This is a genomic window from Enterobacter cloacae complex sp. I3 (assembly GCF_014896175.1).
GTDB classification, from domain to species: domain Bacteria; phylum Pseudomonadota; class Gammaproteobacteria; order Enterobacterales; family Enterobacteriaceae; genus Enterobacter; species Enterobacter bugandensis.
Map to the genome: position 1 here is coordinate 67,144 of NZ_JADBQZ010000016.1, position 22,934 is coordinate 90,077.

Sequence of the window (22,934 nt, forward strand, 5' to 3'; positions counted from 1 at the left end):
AACCCGGCATTGTGTTACTCGCCCTGCGTCGCGCTCTCAATCGTCAAGCGCACATCCGACGTAATCAGTTCAGCCAGCATCTGGTAAACCTTCAGCGTCTCTTCCGGCTCGGCATCGCCCGTATCGCTGATGAAGCCTTCGTCACGCAGCGTCAGCACCAGCGAGCTGAATACCGCCTTGTCGAAGAATTCCGGGGCGTTAATGCCGTGCAGAACGGACAGGCGCTGCGCCAGCGTCCGGCTCTCTTTCTCCAGCGTGCCGCGGTTGATCGACGGGTTCGCGCTCAGCAGCCAGAACGTAATGGCGTAGCGCTGCAGCGTTTCGCGCGCACCGGCCGCCAGCAGTTGCAGGGTACGGGAGCGTGACGGATTGATGTGCAGCTCGTCGTTCGCAACGGTGATCAGCCCCTGACGGCGCAGCTCTTCCGTCAGTTTATCCAGCTCAACGGCCAGCTCTTCCTTGCTCCAGCGCAGGAATAGCTCCGCTTTAAGCATCGGGTAGAGCGTCTCAACGTGGCGCAACAGCTCCTGACGTGAAATACGGCGATGCTGGGTGATAATGGCCGCCATGAGCGACGGCAGCATCAGCATATGAGCGATGTTGTTGCGGTAGTACGTCATCAGTACAGCCTGCTCGCGCGGCAGAATGATGATATCGCCGATCGTATCTTTTTCGACTTCGAACTTGTTCATCTGCAGCGCGTGATCGATAAGCTCGCTGGCGGTAGCAGAAGGAGCTGTCGAATCAACCGAGTATGGCACGTTGCGCATCATGTCCAGATAGCAGTCAAGCTGCTCCGTGAGCTGTTCACGGGTCAGGGAACGTTGACGTGAAGCCAGCAGCGCCGTACAACACAGGTTCATCGCATTGGCCGCACCGGCGTTGTTAATGCGCACCATCAGCTCGGACGCGATACCGTTCACCGTTGGCGTCAGCCAGGCCGGACGCACCGCTTCGATAGGGTCGATAGACTCGCGCCAATCCGGAACATGATGGTTCAGATACGTCATCAGCGGCATCGGCTCGCCAAAGTTTACGTAGCCCTGACCCAGGTTGCGTAACTTGCTCAGGCCGCGCAGCATCTGCGGCAGGCTCTCTTTCTCTTTGGTCGCGCCGCGCAGTTCTTTGGCGTACGTGCCCACTTCCATCACGTGCTCATAGCCAATGTAAATTGGCACAAGCGTGATTGGACGCGTACCGCCGCGCAGCATCGCCTGAATGGTCATTGACAGCGTGCCGGTCTTCGGATCGAGCAGACGACCGGTACGGGAGCGCCCGCCCTCCACGAAGTACTCTACGGAGTAGCCGCGGCTGAAAAGCTCGCCGAGATACTCGCGGAACACGGTGGAGTAGAGCTTGTTGCCCTTGAAGGTACGACGAATAAAGAACGCACCCAGGCGGCGGAAAATCGGGCCTGCTGGCCAGAAGTTCAGGTTAATACCGGCGGCAATGTGCGGCGGTACCAGTCCCTGGTGATAGAGCACGTAGGAGAGAAGCAGGTAGTCCATGTGGCTGCGGTGGCAGGGGACATAGACAATCTCATGACCATCGTGCGCCAGCTGACGTACACGCTCAGCGTTATGCACGTTGATGCCCTGATACAGACGGTTCCAGGTAAAGCCGAGAATACGATCGGACAGGCGAATCATCTCGTAGGAGAAGTTCGCTGCGATCTCTTCCATCAGCGCAATGGCGTTCTGCTGGGCTTTCTCATGGGAAATTTTCTTGCTGCGCGCTTCGTCTTCAACGGCGCGGGCGATCGCTTTGGAGGCCAGCAGCTTGTTGAACAGGTCCTGACGCGCCGGAAGACGTGGCCCTACGGCCGCCAGGCGCTGACGGGCGAAGTGCATACGCGCCACGCGCGCCAGTTTTTGCGCGATGATCTTGTCAGTGCCGTGCTCGTCCGCCATTCGGCGAAGGGAGACGGAAGGGGAGAAGCGCACAAAGCTGTCGCGTCCCAGCCAGGAGACCGCGAAGAACTTCTGGATGCCGTTAAGCATGCGCAGCGGCGGGTTCTCTTCGCCTTTTTCGCGGCCCGGACGGCGACCAAACATCACCGATACCGGCACCATCTGTACATCAAGGTCAGGATTGCTGCGGTGCAGGTCGAGATAGTCGTGGAACAGCTTGATGGACTCTTCTTTCGGTGTGTAATAGGTAAACACGCGCGGCCCGCCGTGAATGAACACGTAGCGCGGCAGCAAAGTGCCGTCAACTTCCAGTGGTTCAAGCGGATCGGGTAAATCATGCGCCAGACACTGGGCACGGAGCGTTAGCAGGTCTGCCTTAGAGTTATAAGGCAAAACGTACATAATAGGGCGCGACGTATCGAGCCCCAGTTCCAGCGCGGGTTCTGCTGGGATAGACTTGCTTTTTACCAGTATGCTTAATGGTAAATTAAGTAATTTGTAGTAAATTCGTGGCCAGCCGGACATAAACGATGTAAAGCCTCTGGTTAATAATGCAATTGCGGCGCAAGGATAACAGAAAGCGCGCAAAATTTCTGTTGTTACCCGTCATACTTCAGGCGGCAGCGAAACGCGCTGCAGCTCCTGTTACTGACGCTCTTTTTTAAAAAAGGTTCTTTTAATGGCCAATAATACCACTGGGTTGACGCGTATCATCAAAGCCGCCGGCTATTCATGGAAAGGTTTCCGTGCCGCGTGGGTCAATGAAGCTGCTTTTCGCCAGGAAGGTGTCGCCGCTATCGTCGCGGTTATCATCGCCTGTTTCCTTGATGTAGATGCCATTACCCGCGTGCTTCTCATCGGTTCCGTACTTCTGGTGATGATAGTGGAAATTCTCAATAGCGCTATTGAGGCCGTGGTCGACCGGATCGGCTCTGATTTTCACGAGCTCTCTGGCCGCGCGAAAGATATGGGCTCCGCCGCTGTCCTGCTGGCGATTATCACCGCAGCCATTACCTGGGTCACGCTGCTTTGGTCACATTTCCGATGATGCTCGAGGAATAATTAAGTCCCTGGTTTTTTGTGCAGTTTTTGGTTCCAAAATCGCCTTTGACTGTATATACTCACAGCATAACTGTATATACACCCAGGGGGCGGAATGAAAGCATTAACGACCAGGCAGCAAGAGGTGTTTGATCTCATTCGGGATCATATCGGCCAGACGGGTATGCCACCCACGCGTGCGGAAATCGCGCAGCGTCTGGGTTTCCGTTCTCCGAATGCTGCCGAGGAACACCTGAAAGCGCTGGCGCGTAAGGGTGTGATTGAGATTGTGTCAGGCGCGTCGCGTGGTATCCGCCTGCTGGTGGAAGAAGAGACGGGCATTCCGCTGATAGGCCGCGTTGCTGCAGGTGAACCGCTGCTGGCACAACAGCATATTGAAGGTCACTACCAGGTCGATCCTGGTATGTTCAAGCCGAGCGCTGATTTTCTGCTGCGCGTTAGCGGGATGTCGATGAAAGACATCGGCATTCTTGATGGCGACCTTCTGGCCGTTCACAAAACGCAGGATGTGCGAAACGGCCAGGTGGTGGTTGCGCGCATTGATGACGAAGTGACCGTTAAGCGCCTGAAAAAACAGGGTAACACTGTTCAGCTGTTGCCCGAAAACAACGAGTTCACCCCGATTGTGATCGACCTCCGCGAACAGAGCTTCTCTATTGAAGGTCTGGCTGTTGGCGTGATTCGTAACGGCGAATGGCTGTAATCTCTTCCTGACAGGCTACGCTTCCGCTGTAGCCTGCTTCATTTACCCTTCCCGGTATCTCTCATGTCACTGCTGACGGCATCTGATAAGGCATTGTGGCGTCTTGCCCTGCCGATGATTTTCTCCAATATCACCGTGCCCTTGCTGGGTCTGGTCGATACGGCCGTTATTGGTCATCTCGATTCCCCTGTTTATCTTGGCGGCGTGGCGATTGGCGCGACGGCAACCAGCTTCCTGTTTATGCTGCTGCTCTTTTTGCGTATGAGTACTACCGGGCTCACGGCACAGGCGTATGGTGCGAAAGATCCGTTACGTCTGGCGCGTGCGCTGGTGCAGCCGCTGATCCTGGCGCTTGGCGCGGGGGTACTCATTGTTTTACTGCGCACGCCCCTGATAGACCTTGCGCTCCATGTTGTTGGTGGCAGCGAGGCGGTACTGGAGCAGGCGCGTCGCTTCCTGGAAATCCGCTGGCTCAGCGCGCCCGCTTCGCTGGCAAACCTGGTTCTGCTGGGTTGGTTACTGGGTGTGCAATACGCCCGTGCGCCAGTGATTTTGCTGGTCGTGGGAAACCTTCTCAACATTGTGCTCGATCTCTGGCTGGTGATGGGCCTGCATATGGACGTGCGCGGGGCGGCACTGGCAACGGCGATTGCCGAATACGGAACCTTACTCATTGGGCTGTGGATGGTCTGGCGCGTGCTGGCCCTGCGCGGGATATCCCTCGTAATGCTGAAAACCGCATGGCGCGGCAATATCCGTAAACTGCTGGCGCTCAACCGTGACATCATGCTGCGCTCGCTTCTGCTACAACTCTGTTTTGGCGCATTGACGGTTTTTGGTGCCCGTCTTGGGCCTGAGATCGTCGCGGTGAATGCGGTCCTGATGACATTGCTGACGTTTACCGCCTACGCGCTGGACGGCTTCGCCTACGCCGTTGAGGCGCATTCCGGGCAGGCGTACGGCGCGCGGGAAAGTGGCCAGCTTAGGGATGTCTGGCGGGCAGCCTGTCGACAAGCGGGACTGGTGGCACTGGCGTTTGCACTCATTTATGCCTGTTTTGGCCGTGACATTATTGCATTACTCACTTCGATCCCGGCTTTACGTGAACTGGCGGACCACTACATCGTCTGGCAGGTGATCTTGCCGGTGGTGGGGGTGTGGTGTTATCTGCTGGACGGCATGTTTATCGGTGCGACGCGCGGAGCGGAAATGCGCAACAGTATGGCGGTTGCGGCGGCGGGGTTTGGTTTGACGCTGCTGACGCTTCCGTGGCTGGGTAATCACGGTTTGTGGCTGGCGCTTGCGGTCTTTCTCTCCCTGCGCGGCCTCTCGCTTGCCTTTATCTGGCATCACCACTGGCAAAATAATACCTGGCTTCCTTCCCGTCACGATATATCGTGACGGTTAAAGATTCCGAATATGAAATCAACTGCCGAATCCTCAACTACAATTATTATCACGTCCAGCAGAAAAGAACGTAACGGACGTTACGACCCGACGCTTAACTAAGAGGACACGATGATGAATAAAGACGAAATCGGCGGCAACTGGAAGCAGTTCAAAGGTAAAGCGAAAGAACAGTGGGGTAAGCTGACTGATGACGATATGACCGTCATTGAAGGCAAGCGCGATCAGCTTGTCGGTAAAATTCAGGAACGTTACGGCTACGCGAAAGATCAGGCGGAAAACGAAGTCAAAGACTGGGAAACGCGTAACGATTACCGCTGGTAACGCTGAATAACCCACAGAGGCGGCTTAAGAGCCGCCTTTATTTTGCTGCTAACGCGGCTTTTTCTTTATCAGAATTGAGTGGTCGTGCTGACACGCATCCTGATGTCGACAGGCTTCCACCTCAACGCATGCAGAACACAGCCCGTGCGCTTCAATCACGTTATGACGCAGGGCAAAACCCATTTTTGCCGCCAGCGTGTGCATAATGTCCTCTACGCCTTCCGCTCCCTCTTCTTTCACTACGCCGCAACGATCGCAGATAAACATGGCCGATGTATGCGTTGGCTGATCGAAAAGATGGCACAGGACATAGCTGTTTGTGGATTCGACTTTATGCACAAACCCTTGTTCCAGCAGGAAATCCAGCGCGCGATACACCGTGGGCGGTTTAGCCTGCGGCTCGCTTTCGCGGAGCAGGTCGAGTAGATCGTAGGCGCTGATCGCCCCCTGTTGCAGGCTCATCAGGCGCAAGACTTCAAGGCGCTGCGGGGTCAGGCGCACATTGCGTTGCGCGCACAGCTTTTCGGCCTGCGCTAACAGCTCTTTTGTGGACTTATCCATTTAGCACCTCGGATGTTCTGGGAGATAAAACCCTCACTTTATCATGTTCTGGCAAAAACACCGATATCCGCCAGGCTGTGCTATACCTGACGCATCGCAAACCGGGAATGTAACAATGAAAAAACCAGACTGTATCAAGCACTGGCGCGACGTAGAAGGGCCAGATGACGCCACCTACCCCGACAGTAACGAGCTTTTTTCCATCGGATCGCCGCTGGCGCGCAGCCTGGGCCTCAGGCGTATAGGCATTCATCATGAACGTTTACCGCCGGGGCGTCGGACGTCCTATCCCCATGCGGAAAGTGACGAAGAAGAGTTTATCTACGTGCTTGAGGGCTATCCTGAAGCCTGGATTAATGGCTATTTGTGGAAACTCGAACCCGGAGACAGCGTGGGCTTTCCCGCCGGAACGGGGGTGTGCCACACCTTTATCAACAACACAGAGGAAGAGGTTCGGCTACTGGTGGTGGGGGAGGCCAACAAGAAGCACAACCGCATCTACTATCCGCTTAACCCGGTTTATGCCGCCACGCGGGAAGATCGCTGGGTAGACCATCCGCCACAGTTTTTTGGGCCGCACGATGGAAAACCTGGGAAAAAATAATTTCCTCTTCTATAAATATTGAGGGCCGTCACAAATTACAACAGGCCGTAAGGAAGTTTTACTTAGGGAATGAATTAGCGGGTCTTTTTATCTTTATTCACAGCAATAGTTCGCGCCTGTTTGGGGGATAACAGACAGGGGTTATTTCATAACAGACTATAAGACGGGCATACTGTGAAAAAACATTTTAAATTTTCGGTGGTTAGCATCGCTGTCTCCTTGTTTATGGCAAATCAGGCGGGAGCAGCCAATACCTGGACAGAATCACGTAGCGACGCGATGGGGGGCACCGGCGTTGCTTCGGGCAATTATGGTAGCGGGGCGTTTATTAACCCCGCGCTGCTGGCAAAGGCAAAACCGGACGATGACGTGACGGTTATTTTGCCATCCGTTGGGGTGCAGGTAACGGATGAGGACAATCTTCAGGATGAGATTGATACCATCAACGACAAAATCAATCACTATAAGGATGTGGTTGATAACCTTACGCCAATCGAGGTTATTACTAATCCGTTAGGCTCCATCAACCAGTTCCAGGGCGCGGCCAAAGATCTGGCCGATGAGCTGGACTATCTCAAGGGCAAAACCGCTCGCGCGACGGCAGGAGCAGGCCTTGCCGTGAGTATCCCTAACGATGTGCTTTCCGTGGCCTTTATGGCGAAAGGGTACGCCCATGGCCGGGTAAGTTCGTCTATCGACCAGCAGGATATTGATTATCTGCGCGGTATTCAAAGAAGCAATCTGGTGGCTGCCGGCGTTGCCCTGGACGCTGCGCTGAACGGCACGGACCAGATCACTAAAAACCTCAACTCAACGGCGTCCGGTCGGGCGGCGATTATCTCCGACTACGGTATTGCCGTTGCCCGCCAGTTTGACCTTGGCGGCGTTCCGGTTTCCGTGGGCGTGACGCCAAAACTGCAAAAAAGCTGGATCTATAACTACACCACCTCGATCTACGATTACGACAGTAATAAGTGGAACGATAGCCGCTACCGTACAGACGATACCGGCTTTAACGTCGATGCCGGTATTGCCGCTGATTTTGGCGAAAACTGGACGGTCGGCGTGAGCGGGCAAAACCTGATGTCGCGCGATATCGACACCAAAGATATCCGCATCCGTAACGGGCGTACGGGGGAAGTGGTGAGCTATAAAGACACCTACCAGATCCGTCCGCTGGTGACCGCGGGCGCTGCCTGGCACAACGATCTGGTGACCCTGACCGCCGATGGCGATCTGACCGAAACCAAAGGATTTAAGAGCGAAGATACGTCGCAGTATGTTGGGGTCGGTGCTGAAGTGACTCCGCTGAGCTGGCTGGCGGTGCGTGCCGGTTATCGTGCGGATATGAAAGGGAACGACAGCAACGTCTTTACCGGCGGTGTCGGTTTTGCGCCGTTCAATACCGTTCATGTTGACCTGATGGGCCTGTATGGCGAGGACGAAACCTGGGGCGCAGGGGCTCAGCTGAGCATGACGTTCTAAAGTACACCGGAGGCGCTGCGCCTCCGGCTTTTCTTTGTGCTATAGTAGCGCCCCTTTTCCACCAGATGCTTAAAACTTCGCCATGTCGTCAGAACACCAGACCGCTTTTCCTGCACACCGTTTCTCTATTGCGCCAATGCTCGACTGGACGGACAGACACTGCCGCTATTTCCTGCGCCAGCTCTCCCGCCATACGCTGCTGTACACCGAAATGGTGACCACGGGCGCAATTATTCACGGTAAGGGCGACTACCTGGCATACAGTGAAGAAGAGCATCCGGTTGCGCTGCAGCTGGGGGGCAGCGATCCGGTCGCGCTGGCCCAGTGTGCAAAGCTGGCGGAAGAACGCGGCTACGACGAGATCAACCTGAACGTTGGCTGCCCTTCCGACCGCGTGCAAAACGGCATGTTCGGCGCCTGTCTGATGGGCAACGCACAGCTGGTGGCGGACTGTATCAAGGCGATGCGCGATGTAGTCTCCATTCCGGTGACGGTCAAAACCCGTATCGGCATTGACGACCAGGACAGCTACGAATTCCTGTGCGATTTCATCAATACGGTGTCAGGGAAAGGCGAGTGTGAGATGTTTATCATCCACGCCCGCAAAGCCTGGCTTTCAGGCCTTAGCCCGAAAGAGAACCGTGAGATCCCGCCGCTGGACTACCCGCGCGTGTACCAGTTGAAACGTGATTTCCCGCACCTGACGATGTCAATCAACGGCGGCATCAAGTCTCTGGAAGAGGCCAAAGCGCACCTTGAACATATGGATGGCGTGATGGTCGGGCGCGAGGCGTATCAAAATCCGGGCATTCTGGCGACCGTCGGCCGCGAAATCTTTGGCGTTGCAGGCGCAGACACCGATCCGGTTACCGTCGTGCGTGCCATGTACCCTTACATTGAGCGCGAGTTGAGCAATGGCACCTATCTTGGCCACATCACCCGCCATATGCTTGGCCTGTTCCAGGGTATTCCGGGCGCGCGCCAGTGGCGTCGCTACCTCAGTGAGAACGCGCATAAAGCCGGTGCCGATATTGAGGTACTGGAACATGCGCTGCGGCTGGTGGCGGATAAGCGATAATTTCGCTAAAAGATCGTCAAATTCACCACGCCCTGCGGATCCTCGCGGGGCGTTTTGCTTTAAGAACAATAGGTTAGCTTTGGCATGATTATTGTAATGATTGCAGCATCATTCGGGAACTCGTGGGAGAGCACCATGCTTGAACTACTTTTTGTGATTGGCTTTTTTGTCATGCTGATGGTCACGGGCGTGTCGCTGCTCGGCATTCTGGCCGCGCTCGTTGTGGCTACGGTAGTTATGTTTATCGGCGGATTATTTGCCCTGACGATCAAACTGCTGCCGTGGCTGCTGCTGGCTATCGCCGTGGTGTGGGTAATACGGGCGATTAAAGCGCCAAAACTGCCGACTTATCAGCGCAATAACCGCTTCCGTTACTAAGGTATTGAGGGGTTCGTCACATACTTGTAACTTTTCCGGCAGCATGGCTTAGAACAGAATAGGATTTACTTATCGAATCTGTCACTATGGCTGCCGCTACAGAATTCATCGAGCTGTACCCTACATACAGCCGAACTAAAAAAAGAAAGGGCTTCCCACGGGAAGCCCAATTTCTTTTTGGGGGTCAGGGAATTAGCAGACTTGAACCCTGCGTCGCCCGGCTTTCCAGCACCTCATGCGCGCGCTGCGCATCGGTTAGCGGGTATTTCTGCGCATCCGCCACATCCACCTTAATCACGCCGCTGGCTATTAGCGAGAACAGCTCGTTGCTGGCTTCCTCCAGTTCTTCCCGGTTGGTGATGTAACCCTGCAAAGAAGGGCGCGTCACGTACAGCGACCCTTTCTGATTCAGAATGCCGAGATTGACGCCGGTGACAGCGCCTGAGGCGTTACCAAAGCTCACCATCAGTCCGCGACGCTGCAGGCAGTCCAGCGACGCTTCCCAGGTGTCTTTCCCCACCGAGTCATACACGACGCGTACTTTTTTGCCGCCGGTAATCTCTTTTAGCCGCTCGACGATGCTCTCTTCCCGATAGTTGATCACCTGCCACGCGCCCGCGTCCAGCGCACGCTGGGCTTTTTGCGCACTGCCTGTGGTGCCGATCAGCTTCGCGCCTAAGGCTTTCGCCCACTGGCAGGCAATCAGCCCCACGCCACCGGCGGCAGCATGGAACAGGAACTGCTCATCGGGCTTAATTTCGTAGGTTTTGCGCAGCAGGTAATAGACCGTCAGCCCTTTCAGGAATGAGGCGGCCGCCTGCTCAAAGGTGATGGCGTTCGGCAGCAGGGCGGCTTTGTCCGCCGGGACGTTGTGGATGGAGCTGTAAGCGCCCAGGGCAGACTGTGCATACACCACACGGTCGCCTTCTTTAATGTGCTTAACCGCACTGCCCACTTTGCTGACGATGCCGGCCGCTTCAGTGCCCAGGCCGCTCGGCATTGACGGAGGCGGGTAGAGCCCGCCGCGAATATAGGTATCAATGTAGTTAATGCCGATAGCTCTGTTTTCCACCTGAATTTCGTTCTCGCCAGGCGCAGCGGGGGTAAACTCCACTGCTTTCAGCACTTCAGGACCGCCGTGTTTCTGGAACTCAATGCGCGTTGCCATGCTCCCTCCGTAAGAAAAATATGGTAATCTTTCGACCCACTCTTTATCTCGGTAACTCCATTCACTATGGCAGGAAACAAACCCTTCAACAAACAGACTGAACCTCGCGAGCGTGATTTCCAGGTCGCAGGGTTAAAAGTCCCGCCGCACTCGATTGAAGCGGAACAGTCGGTGTTGGGCGGTTTAATGCTGGATAACGAACGCTGGGACGACGTCGCCGAGCGCGTAGTGTCTGAAGATTTCTACACCCGTCCGCACCGCCATATCTTTACCGAAATGGCGCGCCTGCAGGAGTCCGGCAGCCCGATTGACCTGATTACGCTCGCGGAATCGCTGGAGCGTCAGGGGCAGCTGGACAGCGTTGGCGGCTTTGCCTACCTGGCAGAACTGTCAAAAAATACGCCAAGTGCGGCGAACATCAGCGCTTACGCCGACATCGTGCGCGAACGTGCCGTCGTCCGCGAGATGATCTCGGTAGCGAACGAAATCGCCGAAGCTGGATTCGACCCGCAGGGCCGCACCAGCGAAGACCTGCTCGACCTTGCTGAGTCCCGCGTCTTTAAAATCGCCGAAAGCCGTGCCAACAAAGATGAAGGCCCGAAAAACATCGCCGACGTGCTCGACGCCACCGTTGCGCGTATAGAGCAGCTTTTCCAGCAGCCGCACGACGGCGTGACCGGGGTGAACACAGGCTATGACGATCTGAACAAAAAAACTGCCGGTTTACAGCCGTCGGATTTAATTATCGTCGCGGCGCGTCCGTCGATGGGTAAAACGACATTTGCGATGAACCTCGTTGAAAATGCGGCGATGTTGCAGGATAAGCCGGTGCTTATTTTCAGTCTCGAGATGCCCTCGGAGCAGATTATGATGCGTTCTCTGGCATCCCTGTCGCGCGTGGATCAGACCCGCATCCGTACCGGCCAGCTCGACGACGAGGACTGGGCGCGAATCTCCGGCACCATGGGCATTTTGCTGGAAAAACGGAACATCTACATCGATGACTCCTCCGGCCTGACGCCGACGGAAGTGCGCTCCCGCGCGCGCCGCATCGCCCGTGAACACGGCGGCATCGGCCTTATCATGATCGACTACCTTCAGCTGATGCGCGTCCCGTCGCTCTCAGACAACCGTACGCTGGAAATTGCAGAGATTTCCCGCTCGCTCAAGGCGTTAGCTAAAGAGCTGCACGTGCCGGTAGTGGCGCTGTCGCAGCTTAACCGCTCCCTGGAACAGCGTGCAGACAAACGCCCGGTCAACTCCGACCTGCGTGAATCCGGCTCCATTGAGCAGGATGCCGACTTAATCATGTTCATCTACCGTGATGAGGTCTATCACGAGAACAGCGACCTGAAAGGGATCGCCGAAATTATTATTGGTAAGCAACGTAACGGCCCCATCGGTACGGTACGTCTGACCTTTAACGGCCAGTGGTCGCGTTTCGACAACTATGCCGGTCCTCAATATGATGATGAGTAATTTCTAAGGAATTCAAATGCAAGCGGCAACTGTTGTGATTAACCGCCGCGCTCTGCGACACAACCTGCAACGTCTGCGTGAACTGGCGCCCGCCAGCAGGCTCGTTGCAGTCGTGAAAGCGAACGCTTACGGACACGGTCTTCTTGAGACCGCGCGAACGCTCCCCGATGCCGACGCCTTTGGCGTCGCCCGTCTCGAAGAAGCTCTCCGCCTGCGCGCAGGCGGCATTACGCAACCGATTCTGCTCCTCGAAGGCTTTTTTGAAGCCTCGGATCTGCCGACCATTGCAGACCAGCAGCTGCACACGGCGGTACACAACGAAGAACAACTGGCCGCGCTGGAAACGGCTGAACTGAGCGAGCCGGTCACCGTCTGGATGAAGCTCGATACGGGCATGCACAGGCTGGGCGTGCGCCCGGAAAACGCGGAGGCGTTTTATCAGCGTTTGTGCCAGTGCAAAAATGTGCGTCAGCCGGTCAATATCGTCAGCCACTTTGCCCGTGCCGATGAGCCCGAATGCGGCGCAACCGAGCAGCAGCTTGATATCTTCAACACCTTCTGCGAAGGCAAGCCGGGAATGCGCTCCATTGCGGCATCCGGCGGCATTCTGCTGTGGCCGCAATCCCACTTCGACTGGGCGCGTCCGGGGATTATTCTGTATGGCGTTTCCCCGCTTGAGAATAAACCCTGGGGGCCGGACTTAGGCTTTAAGCCGGTGATGTCGCTGGTATCAAAGCTGATTGCCGTGCGGGAGCACAAAGCGGGCGAGCCGGTGGGTTACGGCGGTACCTGGACCAGCGAGCGCGACACGCGGCTTGGCGTGGTGGCGATGGGCTACGGCGACGGCTATCCGCGCGCGGCACCAACGGGCACGCCGGTGCTGGTCAATGATCGTGAAGTGAAAATTGTCGGCCGCGTGGCGATGGACATGATTTGCGTGGATCTTGGGCCCGGCGCGCAGGATAAAGCGGGCGACGATGCGGTGATGTGGGGTGAAGGTCTGCCCGTTGAACGCATTGCTGAGATTACAAAAGTAAGTGCTTACGAACTTATTACGCGTCTGACGTCGCGGGTGGCAATGAAATACATCGACTGAGCTTTAACGGGATGCGATGCATCCCGCTTCTGTTAACATCCCCTCGATCTTATTCCGCTTCCGGTTTATTGTTGAAAACCCTGCCTCATAATAATCCGGAGAACATCGCGTGTTTCAGAAAGTAGACGCCTACGCCGGCGACCCTATTCTCTCCTTGATGGAGCGTTTCAAAGAAGATCCTCGCAGCGATAAAGTGAACCTCAGCATTGGTCTTTATTACAACGAGGACGGCATCATTCCTCAACTGAAAGCCGTTGCCGAAGCCGAAGCACGTCTTAACGCAACCCCGCACGGTGCTTCGCTTTATTTGCCGATGGAAGGGTTAAACACCTACCGTAATACGATTGCGCCGCTGCTGTTTGGTGCGGACCACGCGGTGCTCGCGCAAAAGCGCGTGGCGACTATCCAGACGCTGGGCGGCTCGGGTGCGCTGAAGGTAGGCGCAGATTTCCTGAAAAAATATTTCCCGGATTCCGGCGTGTGGGTCAGCGACCCGACGTGGGAAAACCACGTGGCCATCTTTGAAGGTGCGGGCTTTAAGGTCGAGACCTATCCGTGGTTCGACAGCGAAACCAACGGCGTGCGCGTCGAAGCGCTGCTGGAAAAACTGAACACCCTGCCGGCGCGCAGCATCGTGCTGCTGCACCCATGCTGCCATAACCCGACCGGGGCGGACCTCACCAATGCCCAGTGGGATGCGGTGATCGAGGTGCTGAAGGCACGTAACCTGATCCCGTTCCTCGACATCGCCTATCAGGGCTTTGGCGCGGGCATGGAAGAAGATGCTTACGCCATCCGCGCCGTTGCCAGCGCCGGGCTGCCAGCGCTGGTCAGCAACTCCTTCTCAAAAATCTTCTCTCTCTACGGCGAGCGCGTTGGCGGTCTGTCCGTGGTGTGTGAAGACGCCGAAGCCGCGGGGCGCGTTCTCGGCCAACTGAAAGCGACGGTCCGCCGTATTTACTCCAGCCCGCCGAACTTTGGTGCGCAGGTGGTGGCGACCGTTCTGGGCGACGAACAGCTGAAAGCCACCTGGCTTGCGGAAGTGGAAGCGATGCGCAAGCGCATTCTGTCGATGCGTCAGGAACTTGTTAACGTGCTGAAAGAGGCGGTGCCGGGGCATAACTTCGACTATCTGCTCAAGCAGCGCGGGATGTTCAGCTATACCGGACTGAGCGCGGCACAGGTCGATCGCCTGCGTGACGAGTTCGGTGTCTACCTGATCGCCAGCGGCCGTATGTGCGTGGCGGGCCTGAATGCCGGCAACGTCCAGCGCGTGGCGCAGGCGTTTGCTGCTGTAATGTAAATGCTCACTAACCCAGCCCTCTCCCCGTGGGAGAGGGCTGGGGTGAGGGCATCAGACCGCATAAACACGTCCCCCGGCACTTTGTGATCGTCTTCTTTTTATTCATCTTTATAAGTAAAAACTCCTTTCCTTCCCCTCCCTCCGGGGTTATGGTCGGATAGATTTTTGACCATCCACTCAAAATATAAAGATAACAAACTGAATATTCAGGGGAAAATATGCGCAAGATCACACTGGCGCTCAGCGCCGCCTGCTTATTGTTCTCGCTTAATAGCGCCGTCGTCGCGCGAGCTTCCGCACCGACGCCGCTTTACACCGGCACCACCGCCGCCATCCTTGCCGAGCAGGCACCCATTCACTGGGTTTCCGTGGCCCAAATCGAAAACAGCCTGATGGGCCGCCCGCCAATGGCCGTGGGCTTCGACATTGACGATACCGTGCTGTTCTCGAGCCCAGGCTTCTGGCGTGGCAAGAAAACGTATTCTCCGGACAGCGAAGCGTATCTGAAGAACCCGGAGTTCTGGGAAAAAATGAATAACGGCTGGGATGAGTTCAGCATTCCGAAAGAGGTGGCCCGCGCGCTGATCGCCATGCACGTTAAGCGCGGCGACAGCATTTACTTTGTCACCGGCCGTAGCCAGACCAAAACGGAGACCGTCTCCAAAACCCTGCAGGACGATTTTCAGATCCCGGCAGCCAGCATGAATCCGGTCATTTTTGCCGGTGATAAAGAGGGACAAAACACCAAAACCCAGTGGCTGGAGCAGAAAAACATCAAAGTGTTCTACGGTGATTCGGATAACGACATTACCGCGGCGCAGGATGTGGGAGCCAGAGCGATCCGGGTGCTGCGTGCCTCTAACTCGACCTATCGACCGCTGCCGATGGCAGGCAAGTTTGGCGAGGAGGTGATTGTTAACTCCGAGTATTAGTTCTTGAGCGGCGGGTTTGATTCTTTTTTGAACAAATCCGCCGCTGCGGGTTTTACCTTTCGCCTTCTTGCTGCACACTTAGAAAGATTCATCTTTCAGAACGGAGCAGCTCATGTGGTATCAACAGACCCTGACCTTAAGCGCTAAACCCCGCGGATTTCACCTTGTGACGGACGAAGTCATCGGGCAACTCCGCGACCTGTCGCGCGTCAAAACGGGTTTACTGCATCTGCTGCTTCAGCACACGTCAGCCTCCCTCACGCTTAATGAAAATTGCGACCCTACCGTCCGGTCTGATATGGAACACCATTTCCTGAAGACGGTTCCGGACAACGCCCCCTACGAGCACGATTATGAAGGCGCAGATGACATGCCTTCGCATATCAAATCTTCTCTGCTGGGCGTATCGCTGATGCTGCCGGTTCATAACGGGCGGCTAATGCTGGGCACGTGGCAAGGGATCTGGCTGGGAGAACATCGCATTCACGGTGGTTCGCGTAAAATTATCGCAACGCTACAAGGGGAATAAAGATGACAATTTCGGAGATACTTCAGTACTGCATGAGCAAGCCTGGCGCGGAACAAAGCGTTCACAGCGACTGGAAAGCCACGCAGATCAAAGTGGGAGACGTGCTGTTTGCGATGGTGAAAGAGGTTGAAGGGCGCCCGGCGGCGTCGCTGAAAACCAGCCCGGAACTGGCGGATCTATTACGTCAGCAGCATGATGATGTGAGGCCGAGCCAGCACCTCAATAAGGCGCACTGGAGTACCGTTTATCTGGACGGCTCGCTGCCCGGCTCGCAAATTTACTATCTGGTGGATGCGTCCTACAAGCAGGCAGTTGAGCTGCTGCCGGAAGCGACCCGACAGCAGCTCTCCGTGTAACAATTACAACAACGGTTTAAGGAAGCGCGCGGTGTGCGAGGCTTCGCACTCTGCAACGGTCTCTGGCGTACCGGAGACGAGGATTTCACCCCCGCCGCTGCCGCCTTCCGGGCCGAGATCGACAATCCAGTCCGCGGTTTTAATCACGTCAAGATTATGTTCGATGACCACAATCGTGTTGCCCTGATCGCGCAGCTGATGCAGCACCTCAAGCAACTGCTGGATATCCGCAAAGTGCAGGCCAGTGGTCGGCTCATCCAGAATGTAGAGCGTCTGGCCGGTACCACGCTTGGACAGCTCGCGCGCCAGCTTCACGCGCTGCGCCTCACCGCCGGACAGGGTTGTTGCTGACTGCCCCAGGCGAATGTAGGTCAGGCCTACGTCCATCAGCGTCTGCAGCTTACGCGCCAGCGCAGGGACGGCGTCAAAGAACTCGCGCGCCTCTTCGATGGTCATGTCCAGCACTTCGTGGATGGTCTTGCCTTTGTATTTAATCTCCAGCGTTTCGCGGTTATAGCGCTTGCCTTTGCACTGGTCGCACGGCACGTAGATATCCGGCAGGAAGTGCATCTCAACCTTGATCACGCCGTCGCCTTGGCACGCTTCACAGCGGCCGCCGCGCACGTTAAAGCTGAAACGTCCTGGCGTATACCCGCGCGAACGCGCTTCCGGTACGCCGGCGAAGAGTTCACGTACGGGCGTGAAGACGCCGGTATAGGTCGCCGGGTTGGAACGCGGCGTACGGCCAATCGGGCTCTGGTCGATGTCGATAACCTTGTCGAAATGCTCCAGCCCCTGAATATCGCGGTACGGTGCAGGCTCGGCCAGCGTCGCGCCGTTCAGCGCCGTCTGCGCAATCGGGAACAGCGTATCGTTGATCAGCGTCGATTTACCGGAACCGGACACGCCGGTAATGCAGGTAAACAGGCCAACCGGCAGCGTCAGGGTGACGTCCTTCAGGTTGTTGCCGCGCGCCCCTGTGAGCTTCAGCACTTTTTCCGGGTTCGCCGCGACGCGCTGTTTTGGCACTTCAATTTTGCGCTTGCCGCTCATGTACTGGCCGGTCAGCGACTCGGGCACCGCCATAATGTCCTTCAGCGTACCTTCCGCCACCACCTGGCCGCCGTGCACGCCCGCGCCCGGGCCGATGTCGATCACGTGGTCTGCGGCGCGAATTGCGTCTTCGTCGTGCTCCACCACGATTACCGTGTTGCCGAGATTGCGCAGGTGGATCAGCGTGCCGAGCAGACGCTCGTTGTCGCGCTGGTGCAGGCCGATGGACGGTTCATCCAGCACGTACATCACGCCGACTAAGCCCGCGCCAATCTGGCTCGCCAGACGGATACGCTGGGCTTCACCGCCGGAGAGCGTTTCTGCCGAGCGGGAAAGCGTCAGGTAGTTCAGGCCAACGTTCACGAGGAACTTGAGGCGATCGCCGATCTCTTTCAGCACTTTTTCGGCGATTTTCGCACGCTGGCCGGAAAGCTTCAGGTTATTGAAGAAGTCCATTGCGTGGCCGATGCTCATGTCTGAGATGGTCGGCAGCGCCGTGTTTTCCACAAACACGTGGCGCGCTTCGCGACGCAGACGCGTGCCCTCGCAGGTGGCGCAGGAGCGATTGCTGATGAACTTCGCCAGCTCCTCGCGCACCGCGCTGGATTCGGTCTCTTTGTAGCGGCGCTCCATATTGTGCAGCACCCCTTCGAACGGGTGGCGACGCACGGAGGTATCGCCGCGATCGTTCATATATTTGAACTCTATGTTCTCTTTGCCGGAACCGAACAGGATCACTTTGTGCACGTTCGGGCTCAGGGTCGCCCACGGCGCTTCAACGTCGAATTTGTAGTGCTCCGCCAGCGACTTCAGCATCTGGAAGTAGTAGAAGTTACGCTTATCCCAGCCGCGAATCGCACCGCCCGCGAGCGACAGCTCGGGGTTCTGGATCACGCGATCCGGATCGAAATACTGCTGCACGCCCAGACCATCACAGGTCGGGCACGCGCCCGCCGGGTTGTTGAACGAGAACAGGCGCGGTTCCAGCTCGCGCATGCTGTAGCCGCAAATCGGGCAGGCGAAGTTGGCGGAGAAGAGCAGCTCTTCCGCTTTCGGGTCGTCCATGTCGGAGACCACGGCCGTGCCGCCAGAGAGTTCCAGCGCGGTTTCAAAGGATTCAGCCAGACGCGTGGCGAGATCGTCACGCACCTTAAAGCGGTCAATCACCACTTCGATGGTGTGTTTCTTTTGCAGCTCAAGCTTTGGCGGATCGGACAGGTCACACACTTCGCCGTCGATACGGGCGCGGATATAGCCCTGGCTTGCCAGGTTCTCCAGCGTTTTGGTGTGCTCGCCTTTACGCTCTTTGATGATCGGTGCCAGCAGCATCAGGCGTTTGCCTTCCGGCTGCGACAGCACGTTATCCACCATCTGGCTCACGGTCTGTGCCGCCAGCGGGACATCGTGGTCCGGGCAGCGCGGCTCACCCACGCGGGCATACAGCAGACGCAGGTAGTCATGGATTTCGGTAATGGTACCGACCGTTGAACGCGGGTTATGCGAGGTAGACTTCTGCTCAATAGAGATAGCAGGCGATAACCCTTCAATATGATCGACATCCGGTTTTTCCATCAGCGACAGGAACTGACGCGCGTACGCAGAAAGTGATTCGACGTAACGACGCTGTCCTTCGGCATACAAGGTGTCGAAAGCCAGTGAGGATTTGCCAGACCCCGAAAGCCCGGTCACGACGATGAGTTTGTCGCGAGGGATTATGAGGTTGATATTCTTGAGATTATGGGTGCGGGCGCCCCGAACTTCGATCTTATCCATTCACCTTTCCCGGTTGGAACACGGATTGCCTGGTTTGTTTGAAGGACAAACGGCTGTCAGAAACGGCTAATTATGACACAAAATGACCTGTTTGAATATACAGTATTGGAATGCATTTTCTGATTCACTGTGTAACAATGTTGAGTTCGCGAGAGAACTCTGGAACGTGCTACGCAACTATCAAAGTGCAGCATGGAAATGGTACACTCGCGCGTTTACACTATTAAGAAACGTATTCAGGAGACACGAACATGGCCAGCAGAGGCGTAAACAAGGTGATTCTCGTCGGTAATCTGGGCCAGGACCCGGAAGTACGCTACATGCCGAGTGGTGGCGCAGTTGCCAACATTACGCTGGCTACTTCCGAATCCTGGCGTGATAAAGCGACCGGTGAAATGAAAGAGCAGACCGAATGGCACCGCGTTGTGCTGTTTGGCAAACTGGCAGAAGTAGCCGGTGAGTATCTGCGTAAAGGTTCTCAGGTCTATATCGAAGGCCAGCTGCGTACCCGCAAATGGACCGACCAATCCGGTCAGGAAAAATACACCACGGAAGTGGTGGTGAACGTGGGCGGTACCATGCAAATGCTGGGTGGCCGTCAGGGCGGTGGCGCACCGGCAGGTGGCGGTCAGAACCAGCAGCAGGGCGGTTGGGGTCAGCCTCAGCAGCCGCAGGGCGGCAACCAGTTCAGCGGCGGCGCGCAGTCTCGTCCGCAGCAGCAGTCTACTCCTGCTCCGTCTAACGAACCGCCAATGGACTTCGACGACGATATCCCGTTCTGATCAACGGATGCTAAAACAAAAAACCCAGACATCGTCTGGGTTTTTTTATTGCTGAAGGGATCAGGTAATCACCATCGGCCAGTCTGGTGGGGTGTGGTTCATCGCCTCAACCATCACCACTTTTATATTTTCCCAGACCGCGGCCATATCCAGCAGGGTAATGCCCAGCAGGCCCGTTGCGAACCAGCAGGCCGCGCCAAGCCCTAACAGGGTACTTATGACGGCAAGACCCGCGTAGTCGGATTTACGAAACTGAATGTTCAGCGTGCTGGCTAAAAACATCAAAACCGCGCTCAACAAGGGCCAGCGCAGGAGAACCATGCTGGTAGTAATGGTTGCCATAAAACCCATCCTCTACAAAACAGACGAACTGAATGAAACAGTGTTTCTCGTTACACAATATGTGTGAACTATATCACATTTGTTGATTTATTCGCCAGTGTCTGCGTAGCCAAAAAAGGGGATTTTATTACCCGAAAAAAAGAGCATGCGGTTCGGGACCGCCTTCGCACAGGGGGAGGCGGATCCACAACGCGCTGAGGTAATCCCGTCGGGTAAGTGGGGAAGAGCATCTGGAGGCAGAGAGACGGCCAGCCGTGCCGTTTTTAGGGGGCGCATTATTTTCTGATAATATTGTGGTGATGTCTGTTTATTTATAAAACAACGAACAAAATATACCCGCATAAATAGGATGAAACGTCACGTTGGTGTTGTACTTTTTTCATGCCGCCAGAAGTTTTGCTTAATCAGCGATCCTCTGTTGTGTTCTCTTCAAACCTCCCGTACGCGATGGATAATTATTTTCCTTAATTAAAACGGAACGAATACTTACAGTTTAGCTTACGGGAAAATATTATCGTCATAACGAAATTTAAGATTTTTAATACTAAAAGTCAGTTGCTAACTTCGCATGATTCATGCAACGTAATCACCTGTTTAACAAAGCATCCGGCCTTCATTACTACAGGCGTACAACATGCAGGGATATAGGGCGGGAAATGAATCGTAGCGCGCGGCGCAAAATGCTCAGAGTGGTAGGGATCATCATGGTAGTTATGCTGCCGGTGATGCTTGCTCTATGGTTTGCCCAGCTACGAGCCGAGTCGGAAACGAGCGCTCAGCTACGGACATTTGCTGAACTGGCTTTAGACAAAACAGAACTGGTTATTCAACAAGTTGAACTGGCCAGGGGCGAGGCAGAAAAATATCGGGGTGAACGTTGTACGCCGAAACATCGTCAATATATGTTGAACGTTGTTCGTGGCCGCCTGTTTGTCGCCGATTTAATTTATGCTGAAGGTCAGAATTTTCTTTGTTCGACCGTTTTTACACCGGATCAACCCTACGTCATTCCGGTCGCTAATTACACGCGTAAACCTGACGTTGCTATCTATTATTTTCGCGATACGCCATTTTATACTGGCTATAAAATGACATATATGCAGCGCGGAAATTATGTCGTGGTGGTCAATCCGCTTTCTTACAGTGAAGTGATGTCTACCGATCATTCCCTCGCATGGGGGGTATACGACACGGTAACTAATGCCTTCTTTTCCGTAAGCCAGAAAGCCAATGCGACTTTATTAAATTCGATGATTCAGGATAAGGAATCGGTATTTCAAAAAGATAACCGTTTCTATACCGTCGTGAAATCGACAAATCGGCCTATTGCCGCCATCGTGTCGACGTCAGATAAACGTTTTTATGAAACGCTCTATCACCAGGCGACGTTGACGCTACCGCTGGGAATGATCTGCAGCATTATTATTTTGCTGGTGTGGTCCCGTACCCATCGTGAGCTTAATTCGCCGGGGCGCTTACTGCACCGGGCGCTGAACAAGCGCCAGCTTTGTGTGCACTATCAGCCGATTATTGATATCAAGAACAACCAGTGTGTGGGGGCAGAGGCGCTGTTGCGCTGGCCTGGTTTTAATGGGCAGGTAATGAGCCCGGCTGAGTTTATTCCGCTTGCGGAAAAAGAGGGAATGAGCGAGCGGATCACGGATTATGTCGTTGAGGAGGTATTCAGCGATCTGGGCCATTTCCTGGCGGCGCATCCGCATCTCTATATTTCGATCAACCTGTCGGCCACGGACTTCCACTCCTCGCGGCTGATCGCCATGATTTCTGACAAGGCCCGGCACTACGCCGTACGCGCCCAGCAAATTAAAATTGAAGTGACGGAGCGCGGCTTTATCGATGTGCCAAAAACCACGCCGGTGATTCAGGCCTTCCGTCAGGCGGGCTATGAAGTGGCGATCGATGATTTCGGGACCGGTTATTCCAACCTGCACAACCTCTACTCGTTGAACGTGGATATTCTGAAAATCGATAAATCGTTTATCGACACCTTAACCACTAACAGTACCAGCCACCTGATCGCCGAGCATATTATCGAGATGGCGCAAAGCCTGCGGCTTAAAACCATTGCGGAAGGGGTTGAGACGGCTGAGCAGGTGAGCTGGCTGTTGAAGCGCGGCGTTGAGTTCTGTCAGGGATGGCACTTCGCGAAAGCGATGCCGCCCCAGGAGTTTATGACCTGGCAGCAGCAACCTTTGCACTGATATGCATTAATTCAACTGGTGGCGATAATCGCTCGGCGTACGGTCAAACTCGCGGCGAAACACACGGGAAAAGGTTTGTTGCGAGACATAGCCAAGATCCATCGCGATATCAAAAATCGGCCGCTGCGTTGAGCGTAACGCCTGCGCCGCCAGCAGGAGCCTGCGCTGACGAATGTACTCCCCCAGCGTCTGGTGCATGACCGTACGGAACATTCTCTGTAAATACCATTTCGAATAGCCCGATTTTTTTGCGACCACATCAATGTTCAACGGTTGGTCGATATGATCGTCAATCCATTCAATAAGTGTCTGAATAATTTGCTGATGCGACATAAGGTTGCCCCTCTGTAGATACAACTTTCTCGGTTGATTCGTCGTTTTCTCTGC

General features: G+C 55.4%; 22 protein-coding genes and 1 pseudogene. 17 read left to right on the plus strand and 6 right to left on the minus strand.

The features are described 5' to 3' along the window. Nucleotides 1–14 precede the first annotated feature (14 nt). A complete protein-coding gene (plsB, locus tag IM271_RS14010; RefSeq protein WP_028015161.1) occupies nucleotides 15–2,435 on the minus strand; it encodes a glycerol-3-phosphate 1-O-acyltransferase PlsB in 2,421 nt (806 codons plus the stop codon). 154 nt (nucleotides 2,436–2,589) lie between these two features. On the opposite strand from plsB, the gene IM271_RS14015 reads away from it, so the two are divergent. The 5 genes and pseudogenes from IM271_RS14015 to IM271_RS14030 all read left to right on the plus strand — a co-directional run bounded on the left by IM271_RS14015 (nucleotide 2,590) and on the right by IM271_RS14030 (nucleotide 5,406). Beyond that, nucleotides 2,590–2,958 carry a diacylglycerol kinase gene (locus tag IM271_RS14015; RefSeq protein WP_014830281.1) on the plus strand — a complete coding sequence of 123 codons (369 nt, stop codon included), beginning with the start codon at nucleotides 2,590–2,592 and terminating at the stop codon, nucleotides 2,956–2,958. A gap of 108 nt (nucleotides 2,959–3,066) precedes the next feature. Beyond that, the gene (gene lexA, locus IM271_RS14020) at nucleotides 3,067–3,675 is read left to right on the plus strand and encodes a transcriptional repressor LexA (RefSeq protein ID WP_193052758.1); all 609 of its coding nucleotides are present in this window, start codon (nucleotides 3,067–3,069) and stop codon (nucleotides 3,673–3,675) included. Between the two features lie 63 nt (nucleotides 3,676–3,738). Beyond that, nucleotides 3,739–5,076, plus strand: coding sequence for an MATE family efflux transporter DinF (dinF, locus tag IM271_RS14025; protein ID WP_048998287.1), 1,338 nt, complete (start codon nucleotides 3,739–3,741; stop codon nucleotides 5,074–5,076). Then, nucleotides 5,073–5,147, plus strand: a pseudogene (locus IM271_RS20350) (hypothetical protein); the annotation flags it as partial. The gene dinF and the pseudogene IM271_RS20350, both read left to right, overlap by 4 nt. A 49-nt stretch (nucleotides 5,148–5,196) precedes the next feature. Further along, nucleotides 5,197–5,406 carry a CsbD family protein gene (locus IM271_RS14030; protein WP_014882139.1) on the plus strand — a complete coding sequence of 70 codons (210 nt, stop codon included), beginning with the start codon at nucleotides 5,197–5,199 and terminating at the stop codon, nucleotides 5,404–5,406. Between the two features lie 48 nt (nucleotides 5,407–5,454). On the opposite strand, the gene zur is transcribed toward IM271_RS14030, so the two are convergent. Beyond that, nucleotides 5,455–5,967 carry a zinc uptake transcriptional repressor Zur gene (gene zur / locus IM271_RS14035; protein WP_028015164.1) on the minus strand — a complete coding sequence of 171 codons (513 nt, stop codon included), beginning with the start codon at nucleotides 5,965–5,967 and terminating at the stop codon, nucleotides 5,455–5,457. Between the two features lie 115 nt (nucleotides 5,968–6,082). Here zur and IM271_RS14040 point away from each other — a divergent pair, with 115 nt between their 5' ends. The 4 genes from IM271_RS14040 to pspG all read left to right on the plus strand — a co-directional run bounded on the left by IM271_RS14040 (nucleotide 6,083) and on the right by pspG (nucleotide 9,512). Continuing rightward, entirely contained in the window at nucleotides 6,083–6,571 is a 489-nt protein-coding gene (locus IM271_RS14040) for a cupin domain-containing protein (RefSeq protein WP_045260944.1), read from the plus strand. Nucleotides 6,572–6,796: 225 nt separating this feature from the next. Then, nucleotides 6,797–8,056 carry a conjugal transfer protein TraF gene (gene traF / locus IM271_RS14045; protein ID WP_226858995.1) on the plus strand — a complete coding sequence of 420 codons (1,260 nt, stop codon included), beginning with the start codon at nucleotides 6,797–6,799 and terminating at the stop codon, nucleotides 8,054–8,056. A gap of 82 nt (nucleotides 8,057–8,138) precedes the next feature. Then, entirely contained in the window at nucleotides 8,139–9,134 is a 996-nt protein-coding gene (dusA, locus tag IM271_RS14050) for a tRNA dihydrouridine(20/20a) synthase DusA (protein ID WP_193052759.1), read from the plus strand. 135 nt (nucleotides 9,135–9,269) lie between these two features. Then, nucleotides 9,270–9,512 (plus strand): envelope stress response protein PspG, encoded by a 243-nt coding sequence (pspG, locus tag IM271_RS14055; protein WP_028015168.1) that lies wholly within the window; start codon nucleotides 9,270–9,272, stop codon nucleotides 9,510–9,512. Between the two features lie 184 nt (nucleotides 9,513–9,696). On the opposite strand, the gene IM271_RS14060 is transcribed toward pspG, so the two are convergent. Next, on the minus strand, nucleotides 9,697–10,680 hold the full coding sequence (locus tag IM271_RS14060; RefSeq protein ID WP_193052760.1) for a quinone oxidoreductase: 984 nt from the start codon (nucleotides 10,678–10,680) through the stop codon (nucleotides 9,697–9,699). A 66-nt stretch (nucleotides 10,681–10,746) separates the two neighbouring features. On the opposite strand from IM271_RS14060, the gene dnaB reads away from it, so the two are divergent. The 6 genes from dnaB to IM271_RS14090 all read left to right on the plus strand — a co-directional run bounded on the left by dnaB (nucleotide 10,747) and on the right by IM271_RS14090 (nucleotide 16,375). After that, nucleotides 10,747–12,159: a replicative DNA helicase gene (dnaB, locus tag IM271_RS14065; protein ID WP_008503375.1), complete on the plus strand. Its 1,413-nt coding sequence runs from the start codon at nucleotides 10,747–10,749 to the stop codon at nucleotides 12,157–12,159. 16 nt (nucleotides 12,160–12,175) lie between these two features. Then, entirely contained in the window at nucleotides 12,176–13,255 is a 1,080-nt protein-coding gene (alr, locus tag IM271_RS14070; protein ID WP_048998280.1) for an alanine racemase, read from the plus strand. Between the two features lie 109 nt (nucleotides 13,256–13,364). Then, entirely contained in the window at nucleotides 13,365–14,558 is a 1,194-nt protein-coding gene (gene tyrB, locus IM271_RS14075) for an aromatic amino acid transaminase (protein WP_045260940.1), read from the plus strand. 218 nt (nucleotides 14,559–14,776) lie between these two features. Continuing rightward, complete coding sequence (gene aphA / locus IM271_RS14080) at nucleotides 14,777–15,490, plus strand: acid phosphatase AphA (protein WP_041911537.1); 714 nt, start codon at nucleotides 14,777–14,779, stop codon at nucleotides 15,488–15,490. A gap of 112 nt (nucleotides 15,491–15,602) precedes the next feature. Next, nucleotides 15,603–16,019: a secondary thiamine-phosphate synthase enzyme YjbQ gene (locus tag IM271_RS14085; protein ID WP_041911536.1), complete on the plus strand. Its 417-nt coding sequence runs from the start codon at nucleotides 15,603–15,605 to the stop codon at nucleotides 16,017–16,019. Nucleotides 16,020–16,021: 2 nt separating this feature from the next. Next, complete coding sequence (locus IM271_RS14090) at nucleotides 16,022–16,375, plus strand: MmcQ/YjbR family DNA-binding protein (protein ID WP_028015174.1); 354 nt, start codon at nucleotides 16,022–16,024, stop codon at nucleotides 16,373–16,375. Between the two features lie 3 nt (nucleotides 16,376–16,378). Here IM271_RS14090 and uvrA read toward each other — a convergent pair whose 3' ends face one another. After that, a complete protein-coding gene (gene uvrA / locus IM271_RS14095) occupies nucleotides 16,379–19,201 on the minus strand; it encodes an excinuclease ABC subunit UvrA (protein WP_028015175.1) in 2,823 nt (940 codons plus the stop codon). 251 nt (nucleotides 19,202–19,452) lie between these two features. On the opposite strand from uvrA, the gene ssb1 reads away from it, so the two are divergent. Beyond that, nucleotides 19,453–19,983 (plus strand): single-stranded DNA-binding protein SSB1, encoded by a 531-nt coding sequence (ssb1, locus tag IM271_RS14100; RefSeq protein ID WP_193052761.1) that lies wholly within the window; start codon nucleotides 19,453–19,455, stop codon nucleotides 19,981–19,983. Nucleotides 19,984–20,043: 60 nt separating this feature from the next. Here ssb1 and IM271_RS14105 read toward each other — a convergent pair whose 3' ends face one another. Beyond that, nucleotides 20,044–20,325: a YjcB family protein gene (locus IM271_RS14105; RefSeq protein WP_028015176.1), complete on the minus strand. Its 282-nt coding sequence runs from the start codon at nucleotides 20,323–20,325 to the stop codon at nucleotides 20,044–20,046. A 656-nt stretch (nucleotides 20,326–20,981) separates the two neighbouring features. On the opposite strand from IM271_RS14105, the gene IM271_RS14110 reads away from it, so the two are divergent. After that, nucleotides 20,982–22,547 (plus strand): EAL domain-containing protein, encoded by a 1,566-nt coding sequence (locus IM271_RS14110; protein WP_193052762.1) that lies wholly within the window; start codon nucleotides 20,982–20,984, stop codon nucleotides 22,545–22,547. 6 nt (nucleotides 22,548–22,553) lie between these two features. Here IM271_RS14110 and soxS read toward each other — a convergent pair whose 3' ends face one another. Beyond that, a complete protein-coding gene (gene soxS / locus IM271_RS14115) occupies nucleotides 22,554–22,880 on the minus strand; it encodes a superoxide response transcriptional regulator SoxS (RefSeq protein ID WP_008503387.1) in 327 nt (108 codons plus the stop codon). Nucleotides 22,881–22,934: the final 54 nt, after the last annotated feature.